Below are 15,490 nucleotides of genomic sequence, written 5' to 3'. Positions count from 1 at the left end.
TCGGGAAAAATGCTTATTTTTTTATGAAAGACTAACTTTGATGCTGTTTTATGTTTTATGTTCTTATTTAATTTCTTTATATGGTGTTTTATGTTGATTTTTTGCATTAATTTCTTAGTAAATGCTAACTTGAGCGTGGAGGAGGGATGATTACTCAGTACAATTTTTGCAAATATCGGTACGGCGCATATTTTTAGCGAAATGCCAGGGAAAAAGTTGGTAGGGAGAGAGAGTGAAAAAATAGCAGAAAGAAGACACCTGCACGTAATCAGACCCATAGTGCAGGTGAAAAGTGGGTCTACATCGGAAGCCGCTAGTATACATATTTGTATGATAAATAAAATAAGGCAATGATGGAATGCTATACAATTAATGCGGTTCTCTGGAAGAGCAATGAAGTTATTCTGGGGTGATTAAGGTGGGGTAGAGTGAAGTTTCCAGATAGCTGACCAATACCCATATCTCGTCACTGAAAATAAACCACAGCGCGCTAACTAAAATAAGCAGGATAACCAGCAGCAGGAAAATCTCAGTTTTACTCATGGGTCAATGGCCAACTTAAACCAATTATCAACAGGCCACGATATTAACCAAAGAATGTACAAATGAAAACGCCGTTATTAAAAACGGCGAATCTTTTTCGTAATAAGACGTGAATATTTATTTTACACTTAGCAGATTAGCCACCTGTACGGCCATCTCATCCATGAACTGGAAACGGCGGCGATATTCGGCGCGCTTTTTACTGGCGATACTCTCCAGCGATTTTCTTTCCAGCTTCAGCGGTAGGCGCCAGCGATAACTATCGTCACGCACGCCTTCAATTGATTGCCAGAACTCATCGTAGCTGGCGTGGAAGTGCCGGCCTTTACTTAAACGATAGCGCAGCGCGCGAAACACATGACCATTATCGCTGACGCCGTAAATAGCCTGAATATTGCTTCGGGCGGCCAGCAGCCAGATGAACTCCAACAGCAGGCGTTTGGGAAACAGACCGTAGCAGGCGCGGGTTGCGTGTTTAATGACGTCATGGGAAACATGCCGACGCGGCCCCTGCAGGCCGCCGATGACCAGTTGCCACTGCCCTTGATGGCGGACTACGCTAAACGTGGCGCTGGCCAACAACTGGTGATGGCTATCGCGAAGCCAAAGGGTGGTTTCACCTTCCCGCTCTGCTTTCCCGGCCGACGAGGCAAAGAGCGTAAAGGCCGCATCATCTTTAGCGGACAGGGTCAGTAACGGTCGTTCTGACGGCGATATCATGGCCGTTGCCAATCGGTTCTCGCCCAGCGAGTCGACGTACTGATAGTGGCTAATGATAGCCTGGGAACGCTGACGGGCGTTAAGGTCGCGCACTAAATACTGGCGATGTACTTTACCTGGCAGCGTAGCCTGCGCCGCCAGCAGTTGGCGGAAATCACTACGAGCCGAAAGGGTGTCCAGCATCTCGCGGGTCGGCTGATAGAACAGTGCCGTACGCAGCAAGAATTTGAGCCGATAATTGCGTTTTTGCCAGATTGGCGCAGGCGTGATACGCCCCATTACGAGATCGGCAATCAAATTTGAGCGTTGCTGAAGTGTGCATGATGAATGCAGGCTATTGTCCGTCACGATGTCATACCTCGTCATTATTTTATTTTTATTTTACGGATCTCGCGGGACAAGCTTAATGCTTCGCCAGACTATATTTACGCCTTGTTTAACGTTGATTGACGTATGTATTTCTAACCACGCCTTCAGTCATATTTTGTATAATTAACTGAGGGGGTGGAAATATGTATCAGCGCGTAGAAGGTAGCGCCTGGCGTAATATCTGGCTGGTGGGCGATCTACATGGTTGTTTTGATTTATTAATGTCCCAGCTGCGGCAGCGTAAATTTGATCCCTGGCAGGATCTTCTGATCTCTGTTGGCGATCTGATTGACCGTGGGCCGCAAAGCGTGAAATGTCTGGGCTTGCTGCATTGCCGGTGGTTCAGAGCGGTGCGCGGCAACCATGAGCAAATGGCGCTGGATGCGCTGGCGAGCGGGGAAATGGCGCTGTGGACGATGAACGGCGGCGGCTGGTATCCAACCGCCTCACAGGAACAGAAACGGTTGGCTGATTTGCTGTTTAACCGCTGCCGGGATGTGCCGTTAATCATTGAACTCCGCTGCCAGGATACCACCCACGTGATTGCCCATGCCGACTATCCCGCCAGCGTTTATCGTTGGCAGTTGCCCGTGGACGAGCATCAGGTGCTCTGGGGCCGCCAGCGTTTAACCGATCATCTGGCGGGGCGGCACGGAGAGATAGCCGGGGCGGATCACTTTTGGTTTGGCCATACGCCGCTTAAACGCCGTTACGATAGCGATAACCAACACTACATTGATACCGGCGCGGTGTTTGGCGGAGAGCTAACGCTGGTGCGGCTGCAGTCGGCTGTTTAAAAGTCGCTATATTCCGTCGCCGGACGCCAGAAGCCGTCGATAAAATCTTCTACCGGGAAACAGCCTCCCTGGCGAATTCGTTGGTCGTCCATAGCGACGAGGCATTGTCGTTCGCTATCATAGACATCCACTACGATGTCTTCGCACCCGCCGTCCAGATAGCAAATGAATAATACTAAGGCAAACATCCCGCCCTCATTAGCGAATGAACATAAGGTAAGTGTAGGGGAAGTTAGCGCAGCGGGGGAGGGATATAAATAACCCGTCTCAGGCGACGGGTTCATTTGAGTCAGGCAAGACGCATGACCCAGGCATCGGATTGGCGGTCGTAGTGTTTACGGTAAAGCACAGAATGTTCGCCATTAAGAATGGCGGGAACGCTGGTTTCGGCATCCCAGGCGTCTAATTGCATGCATAAGTCAGGATCGGATTTGCAAGGAATGCTTAACGTTCGCTCACCCTGTGACTCGCCATGCAGCTCGGCGTCGTCGATTTCAAACGCGCCGATTCGTACGTTAGTTTTACTCATCATTCACCCCGTTTGTCTGCTGAGTTGTGGTACGACCAGTTAGGCCGTCATTTTTCAGCGTAGACAACGGGGAGTAAATCGCCAGTCAAAAAGTGCGCTTTTTGGCGCGCGGTCACGACTTTCCGGCGAAAAGTTTGCCGTCGCGCACCAGTTCGCGAGGGTAACTGTTTTTCAACCGCGATCCCACGCGCTTGGCGAGTCCTAATGGCGCGCCCTGGAAAGTGACAATCACTTCATCCTGCCGCGGCGGCGCCTCGGGATAGACATCGCGCCCACGATACCACTCTTCCGCTTCCGCTAAGGTGAGCTCAAACGGCTCCTCTGGCGCAGCAAGCGCGATCGCTGCTTCATGCTGCCAGCGGTAGCCTTTGTTATGCGTTTCAGCGAGGCGAATTCCGATGCGCGAAAAACGAACCCTGCCGATTAACGCTTCCAGTTCTTGCGGGAACAGCCAGATTTCTTTATCGCGTTGCCATAAACGAAGATGCTCTGCCCATTGCAGGCCAACGGCGTTGGCGGCTGCGGTGACAGCCGCTGCCTCACGTCCTTTCATCGGTGCGAAAGGGAACTTGCCAATTTTATAACCTGGCGCAGGTAGGGGATCGATAGAGGTGGTTTTACGCAGGCGGGCAACGAAAAAACCCTCACAATCAAAAATCTGCGGGAACACGTGCAGGAAACCTTCGTCGGTGAGCGCTTCGCGAGCCTGCGGGAAGAGTGAATCCAGGGTCATGACTTCAACAGCCTGCGGGTAGGTTTGCAGCAGCCAGTTAACCACTTCCTCGTTTTCTTCACGGTTCAGCGTACAGGTGGAGTAGACGAGGGTACCGCCAGGACGCAGAGCGTGAAATGCGCTGTCAATGAGTTCTCTTTGCGTGCCGGCAATCTCCTGATTACTTTCTGGAGACCAGTTTTTTAGCGCGTCGGGATCTTTACGCACTACTCCTTCGCCCGAGCAGGGGGCATCGAGCAAAATCGCGTCGAAGCACTCAGGCAGAGCGGCGCCGAAGACGCGCCCATCGAAGTGGGTGAGGGCAACGTTATTAATGCCGCAGCGGCTGATATTGGCGTGCAGCACTTTCACCCGGCTGGCGGAGAATTCGTTTGCCAGGATCCCGCCGCGATTGCCCATCCGGGCGGCGATTTGCGTCGTTTTGGAACCTGGCGCGGCGGCGACATCCATCACTCGCTCCGGCATTTCGCCATCGGCGAACAGCGCCGCCACCGGCAGCATCGAGCTCGCTTCCTGAATATAAAATAGCCCGCTCAGATGCTCGGCGGTGCTGCCCAGCGGGAGTACATCGTCATCATCACGCTCGATCCAGAAACCCTCTGCGCACCACGGGACCGGCGTTAACTGCCAGCCGTAAGGGGCGACCAGTTGCAGAAAATCAGCGACCGTAATCTTCAACGTATTGACGCGAATACTGCGGCGCAGCGGGCGCTGGCAGGCGGCGATGAAGTCATCGAACGAAAGATGCGTTGGCATTGCCGCACGCATTTGAGCGAGGAAGAGTTCCGGGAGAAAGACAGCGTTTTGAGCCACGAGCAGCGCACCACAAGCAAAAAGGGGGCGCAGTTTACCATAAACGCCCCGGAGCGGGACACCGGGGCGTTCAGGCATTGGAGAGAATTAATTAGGCAGCGCCGTTCCCCAATCGCGCCACTCTTTTGGCTCGCTTTCCAGCAGCAAGAAGTGTTTGCCATCCTGCGCTTTCGGCGCCAGCGGCGTTCCCGGCGGGGTGGCAAAGGCGATACCGCCGCGGATAAACTGGTTGAAGGTACCTGTTTTCACCACTCCGCCAATCAGACCGAAGTCGAGGCTATAGCCGGAAGCCAGCCAGAACACCGAGTTATTGCGCACTAAGTACTGATAACGCTTACTGATACGCAGCTTAACCATAACGCGGTCGGACATCGAGCCCAGCGTCAGCCCGGTCACGGTACCCACTTCCAGGCCGCGGAACAGCACCGGCGTACCAATATCGAGCGAACCGGCTTCCGGCACTTCGACGATAATGCTCAGGCCGTCGATGTAGCGCGAATCGGTGATGGTGGTGTCCTGAATCTCGAAGTCGCGGCGCGGCGAACCACGGCCAGGTTCAACGTTGATATACGACTGGAAGATCGTGTCCAGATGTTCAACGCCGGCGGCAGAGATCTGCGGCGTAATCACCGAGAAGCGGGTACCGGCACGGGCAAAGGTGCCGACATATTCCGGATAAAGCACCGCTTTCGCCTGAACTTCATTTTTTGCCGTAATCAACTCCAGCGACTGGATCTGGCCGATGTCGATACCGAGATAGCGAATCGGCATACCCGCCGCCATTTTACCCGCATCAAAAGCGTGCAGCGTAATCTGGCCGCCCACCGCGCGGGCGGCGGTTTCGGAGGCGTACAGGATACGCTTATTGTTCAAGCGCGCGTTGGCGCTGCTGCCGTTGAGGTTATCAAAGCTGATGGCGCCTTTCAGCGCGCGAGCCAGCGGCGACGCCTGCACGGTTAGCCCATTACCGTCGAGTTTTACCTTCGCGCCGCCTTCCGCCCAGAAAACGCTGTTATTGGTTAACAAATGGCGATATTCCGGTTTGATATGCAGATCGATATCGAAAGCGTTGCTGCGCGGTTTCACCGAGATGATCTCGCCGACGGCGAATTTGCGATACAACACTACCGAGCCTGCCTGCACATCGGGCAGCGTTTCCGCGGAAAGACTCAGCGTGGTGGTCGGGATTTCACTGAGGCTATTTTCCTGCGCTTTTTCCAGGTTGGCATACAGCGGATAGCTGTTGTGCATTTCCCCTTTTTCACCGGGAATGATGCGGATCCCGCCATCAACCCATTCGCTGGCGCTGGCGCCAAGTACCTGCACGCCATCCAGCCCAACTTTTACATCAAGGCGGCTGTTGACGACAAATTTGCTATCGCCGCGTACCAGATTGCGATACTCCGGCGAAATGGCGACCTGGAAAGTGACACCCTCTGCGGTGAGCTTGCGTTCCAGCACCTGGCCGACCTTAACGCCGTGTAGCATCAGCGGCTGGCCGGCAGAAATGCCATAGCTTTCCGGCGCCGATAGCGTCACGGTGGCGACGTTGGGCTCTTCCAGTAGCGCTTTATCGGCTGGCATAACCATAAAGTGATTTCGCGGTTCGCCGTCACCAGGGACCAGCTCGAAGGTGTTGCCGGTGAGTAGAGCGCTAACGCTTGGGTTATCCAGCGAGATTTTCGGCTTCTTCATTTGAATCAGTGTCTTATCCCGAAGCAGGGTGACCACGCTCGGGTCGACGGTCATCTCACCGGTAACTTTACCGCCGGGATTGAGATTGAGTTTGGTTAACTGACCTACTTCCAGCCCCTGGTACATTAGCGGCGTAGAGCCCGCCTTCAACCCATCGCCGTCGGGTAGCTCCAGCGTCACCAGCACCCCGCGCTGGCTGTGCGCCAGATCCTCATACAGGTTGTACTCGTCGTTTTGCGCCGCCGCTTTGGAGTCGTCAGGCGAGTCAAAGGCAATGGCGCCGTTAACTAACGCGGAGAGGTTTTCCAACTGGACTTTGGCACCGCTGAGGCTGACGTCGGCTTTAATCCCGGAGACGTTCCAGAACCGACTGCCTTTTTTAACAAGATTGGTGAAGCGACGCTCGATTAATACATCAATCGTCACCCCCTGATTGTTGGCGTTGAGCGTGTAGTCATACACCCGGCCAACCGGAATTTTACGGAAATAGACCAGCGAGCCGCTGTTCAGCGAACCGAGATCCGGCGCCTGCAGATGAATCATCAGTTCGCCGTTGTTGATGCGATATTTTGGCTGAGTATCCAGGGCGACGAAGTGATCTTCCGGTTCGCCTTTACCTGGCATCATGCCGATATAGTTACCGCCGACCAGCGCATCCAGCCCGGAAACGCCGGCCAGTGAAGCCTTTGGCGTCACCAGCCAGAACTGTGTGTCTTTGCGCAGCGCGTCTTTCATATCGCTCTTCACGCTGGCGGAAACTTCGATCTTGCTGAGGTCCTTACTCAAAGAGATATCCTGTACCGTACCAACCTCTACCCCTTGATAGCGGATAGGCGTACGCCCCGGAACAATCCCGTTTGCGGACTGGAAATCGATGGTAATCGTCGTTCCCCGGCCTTCAAAGCTGGTCCAGATAAGCCATCCGGCAATCATCAGCGCGATGACCGGCAACAACCAGAATGGCGAGATACGGCGTTTGGTTTTTATTTTGGCTTCAGTCGGCGAAGCGGGCGTTTCCTGACTCATGAGCGTCCCAAAGTAAGCGGCTGTCCAGCCATTCAACTGCAAGGATAGTTAAAATCACCGCGCCGCCGAAATACACCGCCGCCGGCCCCATGGTAAAAGCCAGGAGCTGATCGCGGTTTATCAACGACATGGTTAATGAGATAACAAACAGATCCAACATCGACCAGCGGCCGATCCAGGTAATCAGCCGCAGCAGCAGGATACGCGTACGTAGCCCCTGTTCGCACTTGAATTGTATGCTGACCAGCAGGGTAAATAACACTATAACTTTGGTGAATGGTACCAAAATACTGGCGATGAACACTACGCCGGCGATTGCGATGTTGCTGTTGGCGAGTGAAATGATCCCCGAAAGAATCGTATCTTCCTGGCGCGCGCCATTGACGTAGATTATCGAAATCGGTAGCAGGTTGGCCGGCAGCAGGAAAACCAGCGACGCAATCAGGGCCGCCCAGCTACGCTGTAGGCTTTGCGGCCGGCGATGATGCAGCGAGGTATGGCACCGGCGGCAGCGGCCGCGGGAGTCGCGATAACCGGTATAGTGACAGCCGGTGCAAACCTGAAGATTGGTGTCGTAGCGCATGGCCGGGCGTTCGGGATAAAAACGCTCCCACAACTCTTCCACGTTCATGTGGATGAGCGTCAGGATGCTGAGTAGGGTCAGTGCGATAAAGGCGATCAAGCCGATGCCGGGCTGCAGGAAGGCATAGTCCTGGACTTTTATGGAGGCAACGCCGATACCGACCAGATAAATGTCCAGCATCACCCACTCTTTCAGTTTGCCGAGCATCAGCAGCACCGGCCGCAGGTTCATCCCCAGCACGTTACCAAGCCAAAGGTAGGCGATGGAAACTACCAGCAGAACGGGCGCAACCACCGCGCAGAAGAGCACCATCGCGGCGGTAATGGGATCGCCCTGGTTGGTCATCTGCCAGATCCCCTGCAAAACGTTGGCGTCAATACGCACGCCGAGCAGATGCAAACGCAGCAGCGGCTCGCTCCAGGCGAACGGCATCAGCAACATCATCGTAAACGCCATACTGGCGAGCCGGGAGAGGGACCAATCGCGGCCGTCACGGACCTTCGCGTTGCACCGCGGGCACCAGGCGCATTGATTTCTTTTCACAACCGGTATGCGGAACAGCATGTCGCACTGCGTACAGCGCTGATAGTGCGCATGCGGCGTTGGCGAACTGACCGAATGAACGGTAATCTTCTTCGTCGGCGTGATTGAGGGTGTTTTTATCAGCATTTATTACGTTCGGGAATGAATGTATCCCACTATATTAACCCAGGAATGAATTCATCTTGAGCCCGAAGGCATTTAATGCTTATTTTAGTAGGCATCTGCAGATGAGATAGTAAGACAACTAAGTGATTAAAAAATGAACAAAACAGAATTCTACGCGGATCTGAACCGCGATTTTCAGGCGCTTATGGCAGGCGAAACCAGTTTTTTGGCAATGATCTCAAATACCAGCGCGTTGTTGTTTGAACGGCTGGAAGAGGTCAACTGGGCCGGGTTTTATCTCCTGGAAGGCGACACGCTGGTGCTGGGGCCGTTCCAGGGTAAGCTGGCCTGTGTACGTATTCCGGTCGGCCGCGGCGTTTGTGGTTCCGCCGTGGCGCAGAACCGCGTCCAGCGCGTGGAAGATGTCCATGCGTTTGACGGCCATATTGCCTGTGACGCCGCCAGCAATTCGGAAATCGTCTTTCCGTTGCAGGTAAACAATCAGATTATTGGCGTACTGGATATCGATAGCACGGCGTATTCCCGCTTCACCGCAGAAGACGAACAGGGGCTTGCAGAGCTGGTCTCGCGCCTTGAAACGCTGATTGCGGCGACCGATTATCAAAAAATCTTTGCCCACGTCGCAGGATAATCAACGGATAACGTAGCATTTAGCGATGACGTCATTATAATGACGCCTGTTCATGCCTGCGGCTTGTTGGCTACGTCCGTTGTAATCAGGAAATTTCATGGAAAATCAACCTAAGTTGAATAGCAGTAAAGAAGTAATCGCGTTTCTGGCCGAACGTTTTCCTCAGTGTTTCAGCGCTGAAGGCGAAGCGCGCCCCCTGAAAATCGGTATTTTTCAGGATCTTGTAGAGCGAGTTGGCGGAGAGATGAATCTCAGCAAAACCCAACTGCGCGCTGCCTTACGTCTTTATACTTCGAGCTGGCGTTATCTGTATGGCGTGAAAGCGGGAGCGATTCGCGTCGATCTCGACGGCAACCCGTGCGGCGAACTGGAAGAGCAACACGTTGCTCACGCCCGTCAGCAGCTCGAAGAAGCCAAAGCTCGCGTTCAGGCGCAGCGCGCCAGCCAGCAGGCTAAGAAGCGCGAAGCCGCTGCCGCGGCAGGCCAGCAGGAAGAAGGGGTACGTCGCGAGCGTAAACCGCGTCCTCAGCCGCAGGCTCGCCGTAAAGAAGGTAGTGAACAGCGTAAGCCGCGTCCTGCAGCTGCCAAAGCACCGCGTGAAGAGCAACGCCTTACCCCGGTGTCTGACGTCTCTGTATTAAGCGTCGGTCAGGCTCTGAAGGTGAAAGCAGGCAACAACGCAATGGACGCCACCGTTGTGGAAATCACCAAAGATGGCGTTCGTGTACAGCTGACTTCTGGTATGTCAATGATTGTACGCGCAGAACACCTGGTGTTCTGAAACGGAGGCCGGGCCAGGCATGAACAAACTTTTTAAGCTCACCGCGCTTGCGGGCCTGCTAGCAATAGCAGGCCATGCCTTCGCCGTGGACGATATCACCCGAGTCGATCAAATTCCCGTGCTGAAAGAAGAGCCGCAGCACGCGACGGTGAGTGAGCGCGTTACCTCGCGCTTTACCCGTTCCCATTATCGGCAGTTTGATCTCGACAACGCCTTTTCGGCAAAGATTTTTGACCGCTATCTGAATCTGCTGGATTACAGCCATAACGTGCTGCTGGCCAGCGATGTTTCTCAGTATGCGGCGCAAAAAAATAAAATCGGCGACGAACTGCGCAGCGGTAAACTGGACGTTTTCTACGACCTGTATAACCTCGCGCAGAAACGTCGCTTTGAGCGTTACCAGTACGCTTTAAAGGTACTGGATCGTCCGATGAATTTTACCGGCAACGACAACTTCAACCTCGATCGCAGCAAAGCGCCGTGGCCGAAGGATGAAGCCGAGCTTAACGCGCTTTGGGACACCAAGGTGAAGTTCGATGAACTGAGCCTGAAGCTGGCGGGTAAAGACGATAAAGAAATTCGTGAAACCCTGACCCGGCGTTATAAGTTTGCGATTCGTCGCCTGGCCCAAACCAACAGCGAAGACGTCTTCTCGCTGGCGATGACCGCTTTCGCGCGCGAAATCGACCCGCATACCAACTATCTCTCCCCGCGTAACACCGAACAGTTCAATACTGAAATGAGCCTGTCTCTGGAAGGTATTGGCGCGGTGCTGCAGATGGACGACGACTACACGGTGATCAATTCACTGGTTGCCGGCGGTCCGGCGGCGAAGAGCAAAGCGATTAGCGTTGGCGACCGCATCGTCGGCGTCGGTCAGCCGGGTAAGAGCATGGTTGATGTTATCGGCTGGCGGCTGGACGATGTTGTCGCGCTGATCAAAGGACCGAAGGGCAGCAAAGTTCGCCTGGAAGTTCTGCCGGCTGGCAAAGGGGCAAAAACCCGTATTGTTACTCTGACCCGCGAGCGTATTCGTCTTGAGGACCGCGCGGTTAAGATGTCGGTTAAAACCGTCGGTAAAGAAAAAGTCGGCGTGCTGGATATCCCGGGGTTCTACGTTGGTCTGACTGATGATGTCAAAGTGCAACTGCAGAAGCTGGAAAAACAGAATGTCAGCAGTATCGTCATCGATCTGCGCAGTAACGGCGGTGGGGCGCTGACGGAGGCGGTTTCGCTCTCCGGTCTGTTTATCCCATCCGGCCCGGTGGTGCAGGTGCGTGATAACAACGGTAAGGTCCGCGAAGATAGCGATACCGACGGTGTGGTTTACTATAAAGGCCCGCTGGTGGTCTTAGTCGATCGCTTCAGCGCCTCGGCATCGGAAATTTTTGCCGCCGCGATGCAGGACTATGGCCGTGCGCTGATCGTCGGCGAGCAGACCTTTGGTAAAGGTACCGTTCAGCAGTATCGTTCGCTAAATCGTATCTACGATCAAATGCTGCGCCCGGAATGGCCGGCGTTAGGTTCCGTGCAGTACACCATCCAGAAGTTCTACCGCATTAACGGCGGCAGCACTCAGCGTAAAGGTGTTACTCCGGACATCATGATGCCAACCGGTAAAGAAGATCGCGATACCGGCGAGCAGTATGAAGATAACGCGCTGCCGTGGGATAGTATCGATCCGGCGACCTACGTGAAGTCGGGCGAAATGAAACCGTTCGAACCAGAACTGCTTAAGCGCCATGAAGACCGTATCGCGAAAGATCCGGAATTCCAGTACATCATTAAGGATATTGCGCGCTTTAACGCCATGAAAGACAAGCGCAATATCGTTTCTCTGAACTACGCACAGCGTGAGAAAGAGAATGAAGAAGATGATGCAATTCGTCTGGCGCGGGTGAACGATCGCCTGAAACGCGAAGGCAAGCCGCTGCTCAAAAAGATTGACGATCTGCCGAAGGATTATCAGGAACCGGATCCATATCTTGATGAGACCGTGCATATTGCGATTGACCTGGCGCAACAGGAAAAAGCTCAGCCTCCGGTAGAGCCGCCGGTAAGCAAATAACTCCTCAACGGGCACAAGTGATTGTGCCCGTTTCTTTTTCTCTCTTCATCTGTCCTTCGACTTTATTCAACAAAATTGTCAACACTCTCATAGGGTGTCAGCGATATGCTACAAAATGTAAAGTTGTGTCTTTCTCGTGACTTAGCAGGGCCTGATAGTTGAAAATTAGCATCTGACCCATACGATATGGGTATCGCATAGTGCGTTTTGTTAAATCGAGGTAAAAAGAATATTATGATGCGAATCGCGCTTTTCCTGCTGACTAACCTGGCAGTCATGGTGGTGTTTGGCCTGGTGCTTAGCCTGACGGGGATCCAGTCGAGCAGCATGACCGGCCTGCTGATCATGGCGCTGCTGTTTGGTTTCGGCGGCTCGATCGTTTCGCTGCTGATGTCGAAATGGATGGCGCTGAAGTCGGTTGGTGGGGAAGTTATCGAACAGCCGCGTAACGAAACTGAACGTTGGCTGATGAGTACCGTCGCGCAGCAGGCGCAGCAGGCGGGCATCGGCATGCCGCAGGTGGCGATTTATCACGCCCCGGACATTAACGCCTTCGCCACCGGCGCGCGCCGCGACGCTTCTCTGGTCGCCGTGAGCACCGGCTTGCTTCAGAATATGAGCCGTGACGAAGCGGAAGCCGTTATCGCGCACGAAATCAGCCATATTGCCAATGGCGACATGGTCACCATGACGCTGATTCAGGGGGTAGTGAACACCTTCGTTATCTTTATCTCCCGCGTTATCGCGCAGATTGCGGCTGGTTTCCTCGGCGGTAATCGTGAAGATGAAGGCGAAAGCAGCAATGGTAACCCGCTTATCTACTTTGCGGTCGCAACCGTACTGGAACTGGTGTTCGGTATTCTCGCTAGCATCATTACCATGTGGTTCTCGCGCTACCGTGAATTCCACGCCGATGCTGGTTCCGCCAAATTGGTCGGTCGTGAGAAAATGATTGCTGCCTTGCAGCGCTTGAAAACCAGCTATGAACCGCAGGAAGCCAGCAGCATGATGGCGTTCTGTATCAACGGTAAAGCGAAGTCGATGAGCGAACTGTTCATGACCCATCCGCCGTTGGACAAACGCATTGAAGCGCTGCGTAGCGGAGAATATCTGAAATAATCTGGCGTACAAACGCTGAAAATAAAAATCCGCAGCTTTCGGGCTGCGGATTTTTTTTGGCCGCGCGCTATCAGGCGGCGCGCGGTTGAGTTACGCGTAGCCCGCTGATGGCGGCGGCAATGACCGCCAGGGAGCCGGCCAGCAGAAGCGCGGTGTGGGTGCCGCTATCGCCTGCCAGGTTAAACAGCAGGGCGACCAGCGCGGCGCCGCTACTTTGTCCCAGTAACCGTGCGGTCCCCAACATGCCGCTGGCGCCGCCGCTGCGATGGCCTGGCGCGGAGGAGACAATGGTATGGTTGTTTGGTGACTGGAACAGCCCGAAGCCTGCGCCGCACAGCGCCATCCGCCAGATAATATCGAGATCGGAAGGGGAAGAGGGTAATAGCGCAAGACCAAACAGGCCACAGGCCATGATCAGCAGCCCCATTGCCCCCAGTAGCCCGGCATGAACTTTCTCTATCAAGTAACCCGCCAGAGGGGCCATCACCATGGTCGCCAATGGCCACGGCGTTAACAGCAGCCCCGTCTCTACTTCACTGCGTCCGATAACGGTTTGCAGGAAAAAAGGCAGGGAGACCATCGCCAGCATCTGAGCGCAAAAAGAACAGATCGAGGTACAGATAGAGAGCGAAAAGATCGGAATTCGCAGTAAATCAACCGGTAACAGTGGTACCGGCATGCGTAACTGCCGGCGCACAAAGAAGAAGCCGATAATCAGCATGGCGATGACTTCCGCGAGCACCAGATAACCGGATTGCCCCTGGGCAAAGCCGCCGAGCGCCGTGATGAGCAGCCCGAAGGTGAGGGCGTTCATTATCGCGCTCGGCAGATCGAAACGGGTAATTTTGCTGGCAGTGCTGTTGGGTGGCAAAAAACGCATGGCGAGGAAGATAGAAATAATCCCCAGCGGTACGTTGATTAAAAACAGCCATTGCCAGGAAGCAAGCGAAAGAATAGCGGCGGCAATGGTTGGCCCCGCGGCGGAGGAGACGGCAACGACGAAAGAGTTGATGCCCATTCCGCGCCCTAGTTGTCTCTTCGGATAGATAAGGCGAATCAGCGCCGTGTTGACGCTCATCAGCGCCGCGCCGCCTAAACCTTGAGCCACTCGCGCCAGCGTCAACATTTCAAGGCTTCGGGAGAGTGCGCAAATCAGCGAGGTGATAGTGAATACCACCAGACCGATTTTATAGATGCGCCGATAGCCAACCATATCGCCAAGAAACGATAGTGGTAGCAGGGCGATGACGATGGCTATTTGGTAGGCGTTGACTATCCAGATTGACGATGCCGGCGAGGCATTAAGGTCGGTGGCAATCGTCGGTAGGGCGACGTTGGCGATAGCGCCGTCGAGTACGGCCATTGTCAGGCCTAACACAATCGTCAGAATGGCGCCGTAGCGCTGCGGTACCGGCAGGCCATCCAAAATTTTTTTATCCATGTGAAGTTTAAGTCTTAGAGGAAACTATTTTCTGATTAATGATTTTAGCATTGATTATTCAACCATAAGTCGCAGATTTGTAACCAACTCGCAGAACAACGATTGCGACGGTCATAATGTGAATTTATAATAAAAAACAGTTCTGAATTTTATAAAACAGTTACGATGAGGTGAACAATGGCAGCTGCTGATATGGATAAACAGCCAGATTCTGTCTCTTCAGTATTAAAAGTTTTTGGCATCCTGCAGGCTTTGGGCGAAGAGCGTGAGATTGGTATCACCGAATTGTCACAGCGTGTGATGATGTCTAAAAGCACGGTGTATCGTTTTTTACAGACGATGAAGTCACTGGGCTATGTTGCACAGGAAGGCGAGTCTGAGAAATATTCTTTAACGTTGAAGTTATTCGAGCTTGGCGCGCGGGCGTTGCAGAACGTTGACCTGATCCGCAGCGCGGATATCCAGATGCGTGAAATTTCTCGCCTGACCAAAGAGACGATTCACCTCGGCGCGCTGGATGAAGACAGCATCGTTTATATCCACAAAATTGATTCCATGTATAACCTGCGGATGTATTCGCGTATCGGCCGACGTAATCCGCTGTATAGCACCGCCATTGGCAAAGTGCTGCTGGCGTGGCGCGACCGGGCGGAAGTCGAGCAAATCATGGAAGGAGTGGAGTACAAACGTAGCACCGAGCGCACCATTACTGATACCAGCGAGCTATTGAAAGTGCTGGACCGGGTGCGCGAACAGGGCTATGGCGAAGACAATGAGGAGCAGGAAGAAGGATTACGCTGTATTGCGGTGCCGGTCTTCGACCGCTTCGGCGTGGTAATTGCCGGCTTGAGTATTTCCTTCCCGACGCTACGCTTCTCTGAAGAACGTTTGCACGAGTATGTGGCGATGCTGCATGCCGCCGCGCGTAAGATTTCCGAGCAGATGGGTTTTAACAATTATCCGTTCTGATAGT

At 53.8% G+C, this 15,490-nt stretch carries 13 protein-coding genes and 1 pseudogene; 6 read left to right on the top strand and 8 right to left on the bottom strand.

Annotated elements, in window-relative coordinates; genetic code table 11:
* Positions 1-399: 399 nt before the first annotated feature.
* Positions 400-543 carry an Ecr family regulatory small membrane protein gene (locus tag PGR10_RS07005; RefSeq protein ID WP_123273275.1) on the bottom strand — a complete coding sequence of 48 codons (144 nt, stop codon included), beginning with the start codon at positions 541-543 and terminating at the stop codon, positions 400-402.
* Between the two features lie 117 nt (positions 544-660).
* Complete coding sequence (locus tag PGR10_RS07000) at positions 661-1,629, bottom strand: VirK/YbjX family protein (RefSeq protein WP_430923240.1); 969 nt, start codon at positions 1,627-1,629, stop codon at positions 661-663.
* A gap of 146 nt (positions 1,630-1,775) precedes the next feature.
* On the opposite strand from PGR10_RS07000, the gene pphA reads away from it, so the two are divergent.
* Positions 1,776-2,429, top strand: a complete 654-nt coding sequence (gene pphA, locus PGR10_RS06995) for a protein-serine/threonine phosphatase (protein ID WP_113373578.1) — start codon at positions 1,776-1,778, stop codon at positions 2,427-2,429.
* Here pphA and PGR10_RS06990 read toward each other — a convergent pair.
* The 5 genes from PGR10_RS06990 to yebS form a co-directional block, all read right to left on the bottom strand.
* Entirely contained in the window at positions 2,426-2,617 is a 192-nt protein-coding gene (locus PGR10_RS06990) for a YebW family protein (RefSeq protein WP_045376105.1), read from the bottom strand. The genes pphA and PGR10_RS06990 overlap by 4 nt on opposite strands.
* Positions 2,618-2,718: 101 nt before the next feature.
* The gene (locus PGR10_RS06985; RefSeq protein WP_015705939.1) at positions 2,719-2,958 is read right to left on the bottom strand and encodes a YebV family protein; all 240 of its coding nucleotides are present in this window, start codon (positions 2,956-2,958) and stop codon (positions 2,719-2,721) included.
* 112 nt (positions 2,959-3,070) lie between these two features.
* A complete protein-coding gene (gene rsmF / locus PGR10_RS06980) occupies positions 3,071-4,504 on the bottom strand; it encodes a 16S rRNA (cytosine(1407)-C(5))-methyltransferase RsmF (RefSeq protein WP_430923239.1) in 1,434 nt (477 codons plus the stop codon).
* Positions 4,505-4,591: 87 nt separating this feature from the next.
* Entirely contained in the window at positions 4,592-7,225 is a 2,634-nt protein-coding gene (locus tag PGR10_RS06975) for a PqiB family protein (protein WP_087860558.1), read from the bottom strand.
* Positions 7,194-8,477, bottom strand: a complete 1,284-nt coding sequence (yebS, locus tag PGR10_RS06970; RefSeq protein WP_015705937.1) for a membrane integrity lipid transport subunit YebS — start codon at positions 8,475-8,477, stop codon at positions 7,194-7,196. The genes PGR10_RS06975 and yebS overlap by 32 nt, the downstream gene beginning before the upstream one ends.
* A 133-nt stretch (positions 8,478-8,610) precedes the next feature.
* Between yebS and PGR10_RS06965 the strand changes: the two are divergent.
* From PGR10_RS06965 to htpX, 4 genes and pseudogenes are all read left to right on the top strand, one after another.
* Positions 8,611-9,124: pseudogene (locus PGR10_RS06965) on the top strand (GAF domain-containing protein).
* An 81-nt stretch (positions 9,125-9,205) separates the two neighbouring features.
* Complete coding sequence (gene proQ / locus PGR10_RS06960) at positions 9,206-9,889, top strand: RNA chaperone ProQ (RefSeq protein WP_316424145.1); 684 nt, start codon at positions 9,206-9,208, stop codon at positions 9,887-9,889.
* A 19-nt stretch (positions 9,890-9,908) separates the two neighbouring features.
* Positions 9,909-11,957 carry a carboxy terminal-processing peptidase gene (gene prc / locus PGR10_RS06955; protein WP_430923237.1) on the top strand — a complete coding sequence of 683 codons (2,049 nt, stop codon included), beginning with the start codon at positions 9,909-9,911 and terminating at the stop codon, positions 11,955-11,957.
* A gap of 234 nt (positions 11,958-12,191) precedes the next feature.
* Positions 12,192-13,076, top strand: coding sequence for a protease HtpX (htpX, locus tag PGR10_RS06950; protein ID WP_087860560.1), 885 nt, complete (start codon positions 12,192-12,194; stop codon positions 13,074-13,076).
* A gap of 70 nt (positions 13,077-13,146) precedes the next feature.
* On the opposite strand, the gene PGR10_RS06945 is transcribed toward htpX, so the two are convergent.
* Positions 13,147-14,517 (bottom strand): MFS transporter, encoded by a 1,371-nt coding sequence (locus tag PGR10_RS06945; protein WP_087860561.1) that lies wholly within the window; start codon positions 14,515-14,517, stop codon positions 13,147-13,149.
* Between the two features lie 177 nt (positions 14,518-14,694).
* On the opposite strand from PGR10_RS06945, the gene kdgR reads away from it, so the two are divergent.
* Positions 14,695-15,486, top strand: a complete 792-nt coding sequence (kdgR, locus tag PGR10_RS06940) for a DNA-binding transcriptional regulator KdgR (protein WP_316424143.1) — start codon at positions 14,695-14,697, stop codon at positions 15,484-15,486.
* The last annotated feature ends 4 nt before the right edge of the window (positions 15,487-15,490 follow it).

The organism is Klebsiella sp. 141198 (assembly GCF_050600785.1).
Lineage (GTDB): Bacteria > Pseudomonadota > Gammaproteobacteria > Enterobacterales > Enterobacteriaceae > Klebsiella > Klebsiella aerogenes.
This window is presented reverse-complemented; position numbering and strand designations above follow the sequence as displayed.

What these genes read in the sequence shown, in the direction of transcription:
- PGR10_RS07005 (WP_123273275.1), bottom strand. Translation starts at nt 543, where the DNA reads ATGAGTAAAACTGAGATTTTCCTGCTGCTGGTTATCCTGCTTATTTTA.
- PGR10_RS07000 (WP_430923240.1), bottom strand. Translation starts at nt 1,629, where the DNA reads ATGACGAGGTATGACATCGTGACGGACAATAGCCTGCATTCATCATGC.
- pphA (WP_113373578.1), top strand. Translation starts at nt 1,776, where the DNA reads ATGTATCAGCGCGTAGAAGGTAGCGCCTGGCGTAATATCTGGCTGGTG.
- PGR10_RS06990 (WP_045376105.1), bottom strand. Translation starts at nt 2,617, where the DNA reads ATGTTTGCCTTAGTATTATTCATTTGCTATCTGGACGGCGGGTGCGAA.
- PGR10_RS06985 (WP_015705939.1), bottom strand. Translation starts at nt 2,958, where the DNA reads ATGAGTAAAACTAACGTACGAATCGGCGCGTTTGAAATCGACGACGCC.
- PGR10_RS06975 (WP_087860558.1), bottom strand. Translation starts at nt 7,225, where the DNA reads ATGAGTCAGGAAACGCCCGCTTCGCCGACTGAAGCCAAAATAAAAACC.
- yebS (WP_015705937.1), bottom strand. Translation starts at nt 8,477, where the DNA reads ATGCTGATAAAAACACCCTCAATCACGCCGACGAAGAAGATTACCGTT.
- proQ (WP_316424145.1), top strand. Translation starts at nt 9,206, where the DNA reads ATGGAAAATCAACCTAAGTTGAATAGCAGTAAAGAAGTAATCGCGTTT.
- prc (WP_430923237.1), top strand. Translation starts at nt 9,909, where the DNA reads ATGAACAAACTTTTTAAGCTCACCGCGCTTGCGGGCCTGCTAGCAATA.
- htpX (WP_087860560.1), top strand. Translation starts at nt 12,192, where the DNA reads ATGATGCGAATCGCGCTTTTCCTGCTGACTAACCTGGCAGTCATGGTG.
- PGR10_RS06945 (WP_087860561.1), bottom strand. Translation starts at nt 14,517, where the DNA reads ATGGATAAAAAAATTTTGGATGGCCTGCCGGTACCGCAGCGCTACGGC.
- kdgR (WP_316424143.1), top strand. Translation starts at nt 14,695, where the DNA reads ATGGCAGCTGCTGATATGGATAAACAGCCAGATTCTGTCTCTTCAGTA.